A 14,791-nucleotide genomic window follows, 5' to 3' on the forward strand; every position below is an offset into this window, starting at 1 on the left:
AGTGGCAACAAAGATCAAAAGATGTATTCTTTACATACTTCTCATTGCACTGGGTGTTACGTGTTTCCTTCCTTTCTGGTTAATGATGGTGAATGCCACCCGTTCAGGTGTAGAAATAACGCATTCCTTTTCATTTCTGCCGGGACACAGTCTGCATGATAACTGGGTAGTCCTTTTCGACTACGTGAATCTCTTCCTGGGATTCTTCAACAGCTTAAAAGTAGCTGTCCCGGCAACCCTCTTAACAGCTTATTTCTCTGCTATCACAGCATTTGGAATGGCTATGTATGAGTGGAAAGGAAACAACCTCTTATTCAAGATTATCGTAGTATTCATGATGATCCCCGGTCAGCTTTCTCTTATCGGTTTCTACAACCTCTGCCAGAAGCTGCACCTTATCGATTCATATATTCCGCTGATCATTCCTGCAATTGCTTCACCCGGAATCGTGTTCTTCCTTCGTCAGTACGTTAAGGCAACACTTTCCAAGTCACTTATGGAAGCTGCAAGAATCGACGGAGCTTCAGAGATCCACATCTTCCACAGAATCGTGCTTCCCATCATGGCTCCCGGAATTGCAACCATGTCAATCGGTACTTTTATCGGAAACTGGAACTCATACCTTGTTCCTTTGATCCTTTTGAACACACCTAAGAAGATGACTCTTCCTGTAATGATCTCAACCCTCAATGCGGCTACGGATCTTCAGAAGAACCAGGGTGCAATCTATCTTGGCGTAGCAATTTCGGTAGTGCCTATCATGATCGTATTCGCATTCTGCTCCAAGTACATCATCAGCAGTATTTCAGCAGGAAGTGTTAAGGAGTAATTCAAGGAACGTATGGTATAATGATTGCAGAAAGCGATCGTTTATCATGGTGTTTGACAATTATGAGACTTAATTTGAGAAAATACAGAAGCATAACAGCAGCATGCGCACTCTCGGCCCTAATTCTCACAGGGTGCGCTGCTGATGGCGCCGGGACTGATTCAGCCCCGGCTGTTTCTGTGTCTGAAAAAGATACATTGCCGGAAGATACGGTAACCTTTGACTGGTACATCAATTACTCCTGGTACAACACCCCCTGGGGACACAATGCGGTTTCCAGGGAGATCACCAGAAGAACAGGAGTTAACATCAACTTTATAACCCCTCAGGGCAATGAGGAGGAGAAACTCAATGCGCTGATAGCATCGGGAACTCTTCCGGATCTTATTACCCTGGGCTGGTGGGAACCGCAGATGAATGAGATCATTCAGGGAGACATGGTCTATGCTCTCAATGAACTGGCAGATGAGTATGACCCTTATTTCTGGGAGGTTTCAGATCCACAGGCTGTCAGCTGGTATACCCAGTCCGACGGCAATATCTACGGGTATCCCAATTCATCCATAACCCCCGCCGATGTTGAGAACAATAACAATATCGGGTCCAACCAGACCTTCCTTGTCCGTAAGGATATTTACGAAGCCATAGGAAGCCCGGACATGACCACCATTGAAGGCTTTGAAGCTGCGGTAAAAAAGGCAGCGGCCATGTTCCCGGAGGTTGACGGCAAGCCCCTTATACCTGTGGGCTCACACATATTTGACGATACGGGCTCTGTTTCTTTTGACCAATATCTTCAGAACTTCCTGGCCGTTCCATACGAAAAGGACGGGAAGCTCTATGACAGGAACACGGACCCCGAATATATTGAATGGCTCAAGATGTTCAGAAGACTGGCCCAGCAGGGATATCTGGCCACGGATATCTTTATTGACCAGAGAGTTCAGATGGAAGAGAAGATTGCGGACGGGAGATATTTCTGCATGCTGTATCAGAGAACGGATATGGCCTCGCAGCAGAAGGCTCTTTACGCCAAGAATCCCGACAGCATCTACATTGCAGTAGACGGTCCCAAGAACAAAAACAGGGATGACCACGTTCTTCCCACATCCTCCGTCAGCGGATGGACCATCACCTTTGTTTCCAAGAACTGCAAGCATCCGGACCGGGCGATCAAGTTCATAGATTTCATGCTCTCCGAGGAGGGCCAGAAGCTTGTTTATCTCGGTGTAGAGGGAGTTACCTATGACATTGTGGATGGCAGGGAAGTGGTAAAGCCCGAGATTTTAGAGCTTCTTAACACAGACAGGACCACCTATGATGAGCTCTACGGCGCCGATGACGCCTACTGGATGTTCCAGGATAATGTAATGCAGCTGAAGTGGAGGCCGGAGAACAGCGGACCCACGGCTCAGCTCGAGGAGTGGACCTATAAATATTCAGCTTATACGGGGCAATACGATGTGATCCTTCCCTCGGATACCGAGGATGCATACATCAGCGACAGAATAGATAACTTATGGAGTAAGACTCTTCCGGCACTTCTTCTTTCGGAGAGTGACGAGGAGTTTGACGAGATACTGGAGAACTTTAAGCAGGAAAGAGCGGAGCTGGGATACGACCAGCTTCAGGAAAAGAATTTACAATATGTCAGGGAAGCTAAGAAAAAGCTGGGCCTGGATTAAAGGCCTTAAACTGAATACCAGGATCACGGGCATTGTCCTTCTGTTTGTTATGATACCAGTTGCGATACTGGGCGGTATTGTTTTCTACAACATGGAACAGTCCAGCATCAGAGAGAACGTAAGCTTCATGGAATCCACCATGCAAAGGCGCAGGGACAGCATTGCCACCAACGTTGACTCCATCAATATGACCACCCAGTTCTTCCTGTCCAACGACACCATGAACAAGGTGCTCATTAATGCTGCCACAGGAGGCAAGTATTCCACCAAGGAATGGATCTCCATCTACAGGACCGATGTAGCCGCGCTGGAGAGGCTTATCAACAACAACCCGGTTCTTGCAGGGGTGAGGGTCTATGCAGTTAACGACAACGTCCAGGAGATGATGCCGGTTCTTTTCAACCATACGAGGCTCCAGAAGCAGGAGTGGTATGCGCTTTCGGAGAGAGGCGGATGGGTGTTTGATTACAGCGACAGGCTGTTTGCAACTTCTGACCCGTCGCCGCTGTTGTCACTTATAACTCCCGTGTACGACAGGCAGTACGGCAATATCGGTGTTATTGAAGCCAACATGCGAATGCAGACCATGTTCCCCTCCATGTATGAGAATATCGAAGGAGAGAGCAGCTGCTTTGTCACCAACAACGGAAGGATCATCTACGGAAGCAATCAGGATGAGAGCATCAAGGACATCGCAACGGGCCTTGCAAAGGAAATGAGGACTGCTGCGGAATCAGGTGAAGCCGTTGGAATCAGGACCAATTACAACAAATCCTCCAAGAGGATCATTGCCGGCATGTATATCCCGGAGCTGGGTGGAACCCTGGTATCTGTGGATGACATCTCCGGTACCCTTTCGGAAGTATATAAACTCAGGACCAATTTCATTATAGGAATGATTTTGATACTGGTTCTTTTGACCTTTGTTATCGATCTTCTTGTTAATCATGTCCTCAAGAAGTTCTACGAGGTTCTTACCACCATCAGGCAGGTAAGAAGCGGAGACCTCTCCGTCAGAACGCCTGAGGAGGGTGACACCGACGAGATGGGCGAGCTGGCCCATCAGGTTAACCGAATGCTTGATAACATCGAGGATCTGATGAAGGAGAACATCAACAGGGAGGTTATCGTTAAGGACTCCCAGATCAAGGCTCTCCAGAACCAGATCAATGCACACTTTATTTACAACGTTCTTGAATCCATCAAGATGATGGCTGAGGTTAAGGAGGACTATGATATCTCCGATGCCATCACAAGCCTCGGCAAGCTCCTTCGCTACAGTATGAAGTGGACTTCCGATACCGTTCTGGTATCCGAAGAGATGGAATATATCAGGAATTACATGGCACTTATCAACCTTCGTTTTGACTACGAGATTTATCTGTCGGTGAACCTGCCTGAGGATATAATGAGACAGAAGATACCGAAGATGAGTCTGCAGCCTATCATCGAGAATGCCATTATTCACGGCATTGAGGAACTGGCCGACGATACTACCATCTACGTCAAGGGAATCGTCAACGGTGATGACTGTACCATCGAGATCACCGACAACGGCCGTGGCATGAACGAGGAGGAACTTGAGGTCCTTCGGAAAAAGATCTCAGGCGAGATCCAGACCGGCGGCGGCTCCGGAAACGGAATCGGACTTAAGAACGTTCAGGACAGGATCAAGATGGAGTACGGCGATAAGTATGGAATAGATGTAGCAGCCATGGAGGGATGCTATACTAAGGTATGGGTCAAGATTCCCATGAAAAGGACAGGCGTGGGCAAAAGCACCGCTCATGTAAATGCGAACTGAGAGGACAGGCCATTGAAATGAGCTTGCTCCTGTATATGCGAACTAAGAGGACAGTGTTATGCGTACAGTGATGGTAGTTGAGGATGAGAAGTTAATAAGACAGGGCATCGCCACCATGATAAAGAGGACCGGCGTGCCTGTGGATGAGGTTATAGAGTGCCCCAACGGCCTTAAGGCAATGGAGGTACTAAGAGAGAAGAAGGTGGATGTGGTATTCACCGATATCCGCATGCCCAAGATGAACGGCATCGAGCTGGTGCAGGCCATGAAGGAACTGGATTCACCGCCCATTGCCATTGCGGTCAGCGGCTATGACGACTTCTCATATGCTGTTGAGATGATGAGAAACGGCGTCCGGGAATATATCTTAAAGCCCGTGGAGCGAGACAAGCTCAAGGAAATCATGGAGAAGCTTGAAGCAGAGCTCTCCGCAAAAAGAGACAACGATATCAAGTCGGAAGCTATGGATAAGCAGCTTCTTAAATACATTCTCCTTGACGATGAGGCTCAGAGCGAGAGTCTTGAGATGATGGAAAAGAGACTTCGTTCTGATGTTGGAGAGCTTTACAGGGTTCTGGTTTCTTCAGAGGACGATGACATCAACGAGGAATTTAAGGACTCCAAGTCTGTAATGGATGTTGACGGCATGGTGGTTTACCTTATCAGCAGCGAAAGAGCTCTTGCTTTGAAAGAGAAGATTTCCGGGTCTGAGGGAGATCTTTTATCCTATGCCGGTATAAGTGATGTGTATTTCAATGCCGCCGATCTTAAGAAGGCTTACAGACAGGCCAAGAGCAGAAGAGAGATTTCTTTTTGCAGAGATATAGTACTGTTTGACAAGGTGGAAGACCTTCATGTGGCTGAGCAGCTCTTGGAGAATGGATTAAAGCTCTGCAGCAAGAGCAGCGTCTCCGCCAGGGTTCAGCTGGTTGGAACCGACAGAGTAGACAGCCTTGAGAAGGAGTGGAACGGATTCTTTACCGCTACCTCAAGAGGCCAGGTTACTCCTTCGGATTTTGCAGCCGCAATGCAGCAGTTTGCGGAGGAATTTTCCAAGACTTATCAGAGAGAGATTCCCATGTCCATCCTGCGGCCTTTCTCCTATGTGTCACTTTCCGATTTCAGGGAGAAGTTCATGGAGTTCATCCTTGAAGAGAACAGCCGTCTGATGAACGCCGCCGGCGAGGATCAGATGGAAGCCAGGATGCAGATGGCAGTCCGCTTTATCCGTGAGAACTACGCTTCGGACCTTAACATGGCTGTTGTATCCAATGAAGTATCAATGAATTATTCGCTGTTCTCCACAGCTTTCAAGAACTACACCGGAACCAACTTCGTCACCTACCTCAAGGAGCTGCGAATGGATGAGGCCAAGCGCCTTCTTTCCGAGACGGACCTCAAGGTCAATGAGATTTCCGCTAAGGTCGGCTACGACAATGAGAAGCATTTCATGAAGAGCTTCAAAGCCATGGTCGGGGTATCCCCCAGCGAATACCGCAAGAACACCGGCGTTAAGAGCGTGTGAGAGCGGTGGAACGCTTCTGTTTGGAGAGACATTCTTTGACTCAAATGATATAAGGTGCTTACTGCACAGAATCGGATTTCAATTCTGTACAGTAGGCACTTTTTTTCATTACTGTACAAAAACAAAAACTGAATTTATACAGTAAGATTAATCTGAAAATGTACGAAATTATTACTGTAGAAAATGTAAAATAGAATCTGTACAGTAAATGATGTGCGGTGCTACGGCACAGATCAGAAAAAATGATATTGTACAGCAAATTTTTTACTGTACAGAAATGAAAATCAGAATCATGCAGTAATCGCCAACAATAAATGCCACCAAGAAGTGACTACGAAGAAATGTGATTAGATTTGACAAACGCCGCCTTAAACAATATAATCGTACACAATCTAAAACGTGACATACATTTAATACGCTACATACATTTTGTAACGCAACATAATTCACATCAAATTAAACAGAGGTAATCGCTATGGTATTATATTCAATCTGTGTAATCCTGATCGGAGCTTTGTATCTTTTCTTCCTGGAGCTTTCCAAGAACGTCATCGCCGGATGGATCATCGGAATCCTGGCTGTGATCGGAATGCTGGTATACAGAGCTAAATTTTACAGGAAAGGAACCGGCGCAAAGGGCATCCTTGCTGCTTTTGCCATATTTGCAGTTGTGCTCATCGCCAATGTATTCCTGACAGCACCTCCCGTAAAGAGAGTTCCCGCAGTAGACAACAAGAATCCCGATGTTACGGATGTCATCGAGATCGAGCAGGGAAAGCTCACCGGTGTATATAACGAAGATCACACAGCAAGAGTCTATGCCGGAATCCCCTTTGCCAAGGCACCTGTGGGCGAGCTCAGATTCAAGGAGCCCCAGAAGGATGAAGGCTGGGATGGCGTAAGAGCCTTTGATCACTTCGGTCCCATGGCCATGCAGCAGAGAGGTTCTGTATGGTTCGATTCCCTTTCACATATCCTTGGATGGCATGACTATCAGGTTAAATTCGGAGATGAGTATGTGGAGGAGGTAAGCGAGGACTGCCTTTACCTCAATGTCTTTACACCGGGGCAGGACAGCGATGAGCTTCGTCCCGTTATCCTTTATATTCACGGCGGCTCCCTTACAACAGGCCAGCCTTCCTATACCGAATACAGAGGTGAGTCCCTGGCTGAGAAAGGCGTCGTATTCGTAAACTGCGCCTACAGACTTGGCGTTTTCGGATATTATGCAGCTGACGATCTTAAAGAGGAGTCCCCTAACGGAACCACCGGTAACTACGGCCTTCTCGACCAGATTGCAGCTCTTCAGTGGGTTCATGACAATATAGAGGCCTTTGGCGGCGACCCTGACAAGATCACCATCGCAGGTGAGTCCGCAGGATCTTCCAGCGTAAATGCTCTGTGCGTTTCTCCTCTTACCAAGGGACTTTTCAGATACGCAATTGCTGAGTCCAGCGGCATCGTGCCCAAGGAGCCCTTCCACACCTTCAGATATTTTGAGGATGCCATTGCCACGGGAGATGAAGTGAGAGAGGAGTTTGGTGTATCATCCTCCGCTGAGCTTCGCAATATCCCTGCTGACAAACTGGTGCAGACAAAGACCCAGAATTCATCAATGACCGTTGACGGCTATGCCATTGTCGAGCAGCCCTACCTCACCTACGAGAAGGGCGAGAATCACGAGCAGGCTCTTCTTAACGGTTTTAATGCAAAAGAGGCGGATGCTTTCCTTCTTGATACGAAGGCAACAAACGACAATTACGTTGAACTTCTTGCAGAAGACATTAAGGATTATGCGCAGGAGATGGCAGAAGTTGTTCCCGCAACACTCCCTCAGAGGGATCAGTCCTTTATCATTGATGCCATGGGAGAAGCCAAAGGAGCACTGAACACAGCCTACAGCGCCATGTGGTTCAGCTATTCACACTACGTCTGGAACAACTATATGGTGGAGCAGGGGCGTCCCGCCTACGAGTATCACTTCACTAAGACCAACAACATTCTCTCCAACTACCACGCGGGCGAGCTTCCATATGCCTACGGCAATCTGTGGAGACACCCAGGCCTCTACGACGAAGAGGATTACAGGCTCTCTGATATCATGCAGAGCTACTGGGTCAACTTCGCCGCAACAGGAGATCCCAACGGCTATATCCTTGATAGAACGGGCAATTCCACCGGCGAGGCACTTCCTGTATGGGAAAAGAGACAGCTCGGTCAGGACAAGCTTCTTGAGCTTGACACCGATGTCCATATGGCCGACGATCCCAACATCGAGATTTACAAAGTCATTGACAAGTTTATGGATGATGCCGCAAACAGCAGATGATTTCACAGCGCATTTTTGCTGACTTTACCCCGGATTCATGCGATAATCGTATTTACAACACAGGAGGACTAATTCATGAATGAAAATCTGGGAATCATAGCGCTGGAATCAGCTCTTGAGAATGGGAAAAGAGTTAATGAAATAATATCCAAATGGCGAGACGGGGGCAACTACCTTATCCCCTGCGAATGTCCGCGATTCAGCAGCGGCGAAGCCAAGGGAATCGTAGGAGAGTCCGTAAGAGACAAGGACATCTATATCATAGTGGACGTCTGCAACAACAGCCTGACCTACAAGATGGACGGGGAAAAGAACCGGATGTCTCCCGATGACCATTACCAGGACCTTAAACGTGTTATCGCAGCCTGCAGCGGCAAGGCCGAAAGAATCAACGTTGTGATGCCTTTTCTTTATGAGAGCAGGCAGCATAGAAGAACCATGAGAGAATCTTTGGACTGCGCGGTTATGCTAAGAGAGCTGGAGTATATGGGAGTTCATTCCCTTGTTACCTTCGACGCCCATGACCCCAGGATGAGCAACGTTACTCCTTTAAGATCCTTTGACAATGTCTCACCGGCACTTCAGTTTGTTCAGTCGTTTCTCACAGAGTATGAGGATATTCAGATAGACAAGGATCATCTCATGTTCATTGCTCCCGATGAGGGCGCCACAGAAAGATCTGTTTTCCTGGCATCGGTGTTTGGAGTGAACCTTGGAATGTTCTATAAAAGAAGAGATTACTCCAGGATAGTCGACGGATCAAATCCTATCGTTGCCCATGACTTCAGCGGAGCTTCCGTTGAGGGAATGGATGTGGTGATTGTGGATGACATGATCGCTTCCGGCGGAAGCATGATCGATGTTGCGGGACAACTCAAGAAACTGGGAGCTAAGAGAGTATTTATCTTTTCAACCTTCGGCCTTTTCTCCAGCGGCTTTGAGAAATTCGATAAGGCTTATGAGCAAGGTCTTTTCACCAGGATCTTCACAACGAATCTTATTCACCAGAAAGAGGAACTGCTCTCCAAAGAGTATTACTGTTCGGTAAATATGAATCGCTATATTGCAGCTATCATCGATACGCTGAACAAGCGCGGAAGCCTGACACAGCTCACTAAGCCTGCAGACAGGATAAGGGAGACCATAGCCAAATATAAACATTAATATAAATGTATAAATATTCTATAAAATAAAAACACCTTCACGAAAAATAGCACCTCAATATACTTAATCGTTTAAATTACAATAAGTATACCAATGGGGCAAGTTTACTATTTTTATGGGAGGTTTTTTTATTATGATGAAGCGAAATCATAAGAGTAGAATGGCCATAGCACTGGCATTCGCACTTACGCTGTCACTTTCGTCACCTATGCTGACAGGTATTCAGACCTTTGCAGCACAGGAACCGATTAACGAAGGCCTTGGTATACCCTTCGGCCAGGTGGCTAATTACGAAGAGGGTAAAGGTATTAATGTTGTATGGGGCGCTGCAGGATACGATCTGTATACTGTAACTATCTCATGTGAAGCCAATGACTATGAGAAGGTATATCCCAATCAGCCTTTGGGAAATTACTGGTACCCTGACGAATATGCAGCCGGAGAATATCTCATTGAGATCCAGGGCCAGCAGGACGGCGAACTTTCACAGGCAGCTACAGCTACAATAACTATCCCAGGCGGCGCTGCTTCAGACGGATCCGGACAGGAAGAGCCCGGTGAAGGCAGCGGAGCAGGAACCGGTGGTGAAGGTAGTGGAACCGGAACCGGCAACGAAGGCGAAGGCGGCGGAACGGGAACCGGTGATGAAGGCGAAGGCGGCGAGTCCGGAACCGATAATCCCGGAGAAGGTGGAGCCGGTGAAGACAATACAAGCAGCGAGTATGTAAATTATCGAGACTATGCTGAAAAATGGTTTGTTGGAAGCCAGGATAACTGGGGAAATGCCAGCGCTACTTATACAGAGAATGGAACCTCTCTTGTTATTGATGCAACCAGCTTCGGAACCGAGTCAAACGAATGGCAGATGCAGTATTTTGTAAAGGGATATCCATTTAAGGATAATACAAGATACACTATCGAATATGATGTTGATTCGACTATAGATAAGAAATTCCTTTTCAAGTTGAATGATGCAGACGCAGGTTTTGTTTCTGATACTGTTTCCGTAAAGGCAAATGAAACCCTTCATTACAAGAAAACTGTGGACTGCGGTGTGTTTGCCGGTGACAAGGATATTATTTTTGGCCTTGGCCAGATGGGTGGAGAACCCGCTAGCGTAGGTGGACAGATTGTTATCAGCAACATGAAGATCTACGAGGGAGGTGAGATTGAAGAGCCTACACCCGTAGAGCCCATAACACCTCATACACCAAACGGCAAGTATCTTAATCTTAAGGATTATGATGAGAACTGGTACGTAGGTGACTGGGCAGGCGCAGCTGCAACATATACCGAGGATGGCAGTAAAGTTACTTTTGATGTGGCTAACTTTGGTAATGGCGGCAATGAATGGGCAATCCAGTACTTTGTCCGCGGTTATGCGTTTGAGGACAATCAGACTTATACAATCGAGTATGATGTTACTTCAACGATTGACAAGAAGTTCTTTTTCAAACTTGATAATGAAGCAGGCTTCATCGCGGAGGTTGTTTCTGTTACAGGCGGTCAGCCATATCACTACAGCAAGACTGTAGACTGCGGCACGTTTACAGGAACAAAGGATATCATCTTTGGTCTTGGTAACATGGGCGAGGGTGATGGCAGAAGCGGAACTTTCGTGATTGATAACATAAAGATCACAAAAGCCGGAGAAGAGGAAGCAGAAGACGATTATGTGAATTTCGAAGAGTATGATCAGTTCTGGTATGAAGGCAGCAAAGGCAACTGGGGAAATGCAGCAGCAATTTATAAAGAAGACGGATCAACTCTTACTATCGATGCAACAAGCTTCGGTAATCAGAACAGTGAATGGCAGTTGCAGTACTTTGTCAACGGATATCCTTTTATCGACAATACAACTTATAACATCGAGTATGATATCACTTCTAATGTGGATAAGAAGGTGTTCTTTAAGCTTGACAACGACAATCAGGGATTTACTTCCACTACACTTAATCTGAAAGCAAATGTAACTACCCACTATGAAGAAGAGGTTGAGTGCGGAACTTTCACCGGGGATAAATCCATCATCTTCGGTATTGGACAGATGGCAGGTGAGGCTGCAGACTTAGCAGGTACCATTGTCATCAATAATATGAAGATTACAGAGGCCTCCGAAAATACAGGTAGTTCTGAAAAGGGCGCTGAGTACGATTGGGCCAACAAGAATTCCGAATTTGATTATGCCGATCCAGGAAGAAGCAAAGATGGCTACCAGCTTATCTGGTCCGATGAGTTTGACGGAAACTATGGATCAGCTAACGTAGATGCCAACGGACTTAACCTTGACAACTGGGCATATCAGCTCGGTGACGGAACAACAGACTGCGGTAATTACGGCTGGGGTAATAATGAGCTCCAGTGCTATACAGACAAGGAAACCAACGTTGGTGTAAACGAAGACTTTGACGGCGACGGACAGGGCGAAGGAGTTCTTAGAATTTCTGCTGTTAACCAGCCCGGTTACCAGTATGCCAATGAGTCAGCCAAGAACTATACATCAGCAAGACTTAGAACAACAAAGCCAAACGGTGAACTCTTCAATACCACTTATGGCTACGTTGAGGCGAGAATCTCACTTCCTCAGACACCCGGCGCATGGCCTGCTTTCTGGATGCTTCCTCAGAGCACTGATATTTATGGCGGATGGCCTGTATCAGGTGAGATCGATATCCTTGAGACAACAGGTACTCAGACCAATCAGGCTTGCTCTACACTTCACTGGGGTGTTCCTAGCCATGTATACAAGGGAAGCGGCTATACAGCACTTGATTCTGAAATCAGCTATTTCCATACCTATGCAGTTGATTGGGAACCCGGCAAGATGACCTTCTATTATGATGGAAAAGAGATTTATACTTCCAGCAACTGGTCAAGCGCAATTCCCGGAGCTTCAGATTCACTTGGTTTTGATGCACCTTTTGATATGCCTTTCTATATGATCCTTAACCTTGCTGTAGACAGCGGTCAGTTCGGCGGCAGCTCCAACAAGGCAGCTTTCAAGGATGACATCAACATGTATGTTGACTATGTACGTGTATTCCAGAGAAACGAAGGATACGCTGATTCTGTAACAAAGTCAGCAGATTCATCAGCAGCTGTTGACTGGACTGAGTATGAAGGAATAAACCAGATCGCAGAGATCACAGACGCAACTCTTGATGTAACAGGCGGCGGACATAATGATAACGGCGCAAAGGGAAGCGGTAAGTGGTACCTTTCAAATCAGGATGATGCCTCTGCAACAGCAAGTGTAGTAACAGATAATAAGGGAACCCAGTGGGCCAAGGTAGATGTTATAAAGCAGGGAAGCAAGGACTATGGCGTACAGCTCATTGGTCACTATGACGCCAAGAAAGGATATGTATACAGAGTAACTTATGATACATATGCAGAGGGCGGCCTTGTAGGTAAGCAGGTTAACTGCGATTCCAAGGAATACGCAGGATGGAGCACCTACGGAGTCCAGAGCTTCAGTCTTGGAGCAGAGCCTGAGACAAGATCCTTCATGTTCCAGCAGTCAGAGGACTTTGACAACTGCCGTATCGAGTTCAACATCGGCGGAATGGGAACAGGAACAGTTTATATCGGCAATGTAAAAGTTGAGATTGTAGATCCCGAGCTTGTAGGTGCAACAGACCCTTCAGGAGCGCACGGAGTGCTTGCTGACGGCAATATGATCTTCAACGGCACCTTTGATCAGGGCAACGGCCACACAGCATATTGGCTGCCCGCAGCAGGAACAAGCATCAGCGTTCCCAGATATACTACAAGAGCTCTTCAGTCATCAGATGTAAAGGTAAAAGACATTGCATCCATGACTAACTATGAGAATATCCCGGATGGTATCAAGTACTATGAGAGAAGAGGAGAGGTATCTGCTAATGGCGGATCTCCTGCTATCTATCAGCCCGGTATTAAGATGACAGCTGACAAGTACACACTCTCATTTGATCTGTTCTCAGATACAGACTCAGCAGTTAAGGCTTCTGTTTACACTACAAATACTGTAGGTGATATAGTATCCCTTGGAAGAGAAGTTACTTCCGCAAAGGCTTCTTACAATGCTAATGATGGAGTAAGAAGATATTCTCTTACATTTGAGACAACAGAAGACATTGCAAATGCAGCAATCGTTCTGACATTTGCTAAGGGCACAAGCGTACAGATTGATAATGTGAAGATGACCGGTGAGAACCAGGCATCAGGCGCCGATGAGAACCCTGTTGACGATTCAACCACATGGACAGGAGACAGCGGAGCAGGTTCTTCAATCGGAGTTACTACAGGCGCAGACGGTTCAAAGACAATGAGTGGTATTGCCAGCGGCGGATCATGGTATTCACCTCAGCTTGGCAGCAGCAACTTCTCAATCGTGGCAGGCCGCAAGTATAAGCTTTCACTTAAGTACAAGATGACCGGAACTAACAATGGAACCTTTGAGTACATCGTTCAGCAGAACGGCGGATCATGGACAGTTGCGCAGGATGTTGTAAAGGTTGATTCTAACGGACTTATACCTGATGCAGACGGATTCTACACCTACGAGACAGAATTTGTATCAAAGGCTTCCATGGATGATTGTCACCTTAACTTCGGTTTCGGTAACAGCGCAGCTACAGGAGATATGACTTTCACCTTCAAGGGTATCAGTCTTGATCTTGTAAAAGAAACTTCATCCGGTACTGATATTGATAATGATGACAATGTAGATGATGACAACTTTGAAGCTCCTGTAACCGGTAGCGGTGACAACGAAGAGCCCGAAAACGGCAATGGCGGATCAACCGGTGGAAATTCCGGAAATGGCGGCTCAACCGGCGGTAACGGTGGTTCAGGCAACTCCGGCTCAGGCAACGCTGGTTCCGGCAACAGCGGATCCGGTAATGCAGGTTCCGGCTCAGGAAATGCAGGATCAGGAAGCACAAGCGGCTCAGGTTCTTCAAACCACGGCAGCGGTTCTTCAAACCAGAGCACAACCGGAAACCAGGCAGCAGCCGGCCAGAATTCACAGGTTCTTGGCGCAACAAGAACAGGTGATACAGCTCTTGCATCAAATGCAGGTACAACCACAAAGGCTTCAGGAAGATCCGGAAGCGGCAAGAGCAGCACAGCAACTACAACAACCACAACCACAACAACAGAGTCCAATACAGACAACAACGAGGCAGAGACTGAGGAAGCAGAAGTAGAAGCACCTGCAGTAGAGGAACCCGCTGAAGTTGTGATTGATAACGAAGAGACAGAAACAAAGGAAGCTCCTGCGCAGACAGAGGATATTGCAGATGCTGAAACTCCTCTTGCAGCAGAACCTGCACAGCAGGGATCAAATACCCTTCTTATCGTAATACTTGCAGCACTCGCTGCAGCTGCGGTAGCAGGCGGAATTGCTTACCTTAGAGTTTTCAGAAAGAAATAATCCTATTTATTAGTTTATTCCACACCTTTTTTCCTT

At 46.9% G+C, this 14,791-nt stretch carries 7 protein-coding genes; all 7 read left to right on the plus strand.

Annotated elements, in window-relative coordinates; genetic code table 11:
* The first annotated feature begins 1 nt into the window (after position 1).
* Entirely contained in the window at positions 2–829 is an 828-nt protein-coding gene (locus T456_RS0106010) for a carbohydrate ABC transporter permease (RefSeq protein WP_024865377.1), read from the plus strand.
* Between the two features lie 74 nt (positions 830–903).
* Positions 904–2,514, plus strand: coding sequence for an extracellular solute-binding protein (locus T456_RS0106015; protein WP_024865378.1), 1,611 nt, complete (start codon positions 904–906; stop codon positions 2,512–2,514).
* Complete coding sequence (locus T456_RS0106020; protein WP_024865379.1) at positions 2,477–4,318, plus strand: cache domain-containing sensor histidine kinase; 1,842 nt, start codon at positions 2,477–2,479, stop codon at positions 4,316–4,318. The genes T456_RS0106015 and T456_RS0106020 overlap by 38 nt, the downstream gene beginning before the upstream one ends.
* Before the next feature lie 58 nt (positions 4,319–4,376).
* Positions 4,377–5,843 (plus strand): response regulator transcription factor, encoded by a 1,467-nt coding sequence (locus T456_RS0106025; protein ID WP_024865380.1) that lies wholly within the window; start codon positions 4,377–4,379, stop codon positions 5,841–5,843.
* A 475-nt stretch (positions 5,844–6,318) separates the two neighbouring features.
* The gene (locus tag T456_RS0106030) at positions 6,319–8,172 is read left to right on the plus strand and encodes a carboxylesterase/lipase family protein (RefSeq protein WP_024865381.1); all 1,854 of its coding nucleotides are present in this window, start codon (positions 6,319–6,321) and stop codon (positions 8,170–8,172) included.
* Positions 8,173–8,247: 75 nt separating this feature from the next.
* The gene (locus tag T456_RS0106035; protein WP_024865382.1) at positions 8,248–9,336 is read left to right on the plus strand and encodes a ribose-phosphate pyrophosphokinase; all 1,089 of its coding nucleotides are present in this window, start codon (positions 8,248–8,250) and stop codon (positions 9,334–9,336) included.
* A gap of 133 nt (positions 9,337–9,469) precedes the next feature.
* The gene (locus T456_RS21115; RefSeq protein WP_024865383.1) at positions 9,470–14,755 is read left to right on the plus strand and encodes a glycoside hydrolase family 16 protein; all 5,286 of its coding nucleotides are present in this window, start codon (positions 9,470–9,472) and stop codon (positions 14,753–14,755) included.
* The last annotated feature ends 36 nt before the right edge of the window (positions 14,756–14,791 follow it).

Origin of the sequence: Butyrivibrio sp. FCS014 (assembly GCF_000526935.1) — a bacterium.
GTDB lineage: Bacteria > Bacillota > Clostridia > Lachnospirales > Lachnospiraceae > Butyrivibrio.

Coding starts and splice junctions, on each gene's coding strand:
- T456_RS0106020 (WP_024865379.1), top strand. CDS start 2,477: ATGTCAGGGAAGCTAAGAAAAAGCTGGGCCTGGATTAAAGGCCTTAAA.
- T456_RS0106025 (WP_024865380.1), top strand. CDS start 4,377: ATGCGTACAGTGATGGTAGTTGAGGATGAGAAGTTAATAAGACAGGGC.
- T456_RS0106030 (WP_024865381.1), top strand. CDS start 6,319: ATGGTATTATATTCAATCTGTGTAATCCTGATCGGAGCTTTGTATCTT.
- T456_RS0106035 (WP_024865382.1), top strand. CDS start 8,248: ATGAATGAAAATCTGGGAATCATAGCGCTGGAATCAGCTCTTGAGAAT.
- T456_RS21115 (WP_024865383.1), top strand. CDS start 9,470: ATGATGAAGCGAAATCATAAGAGTAGAATGGCCATAGCACTGGCATTC.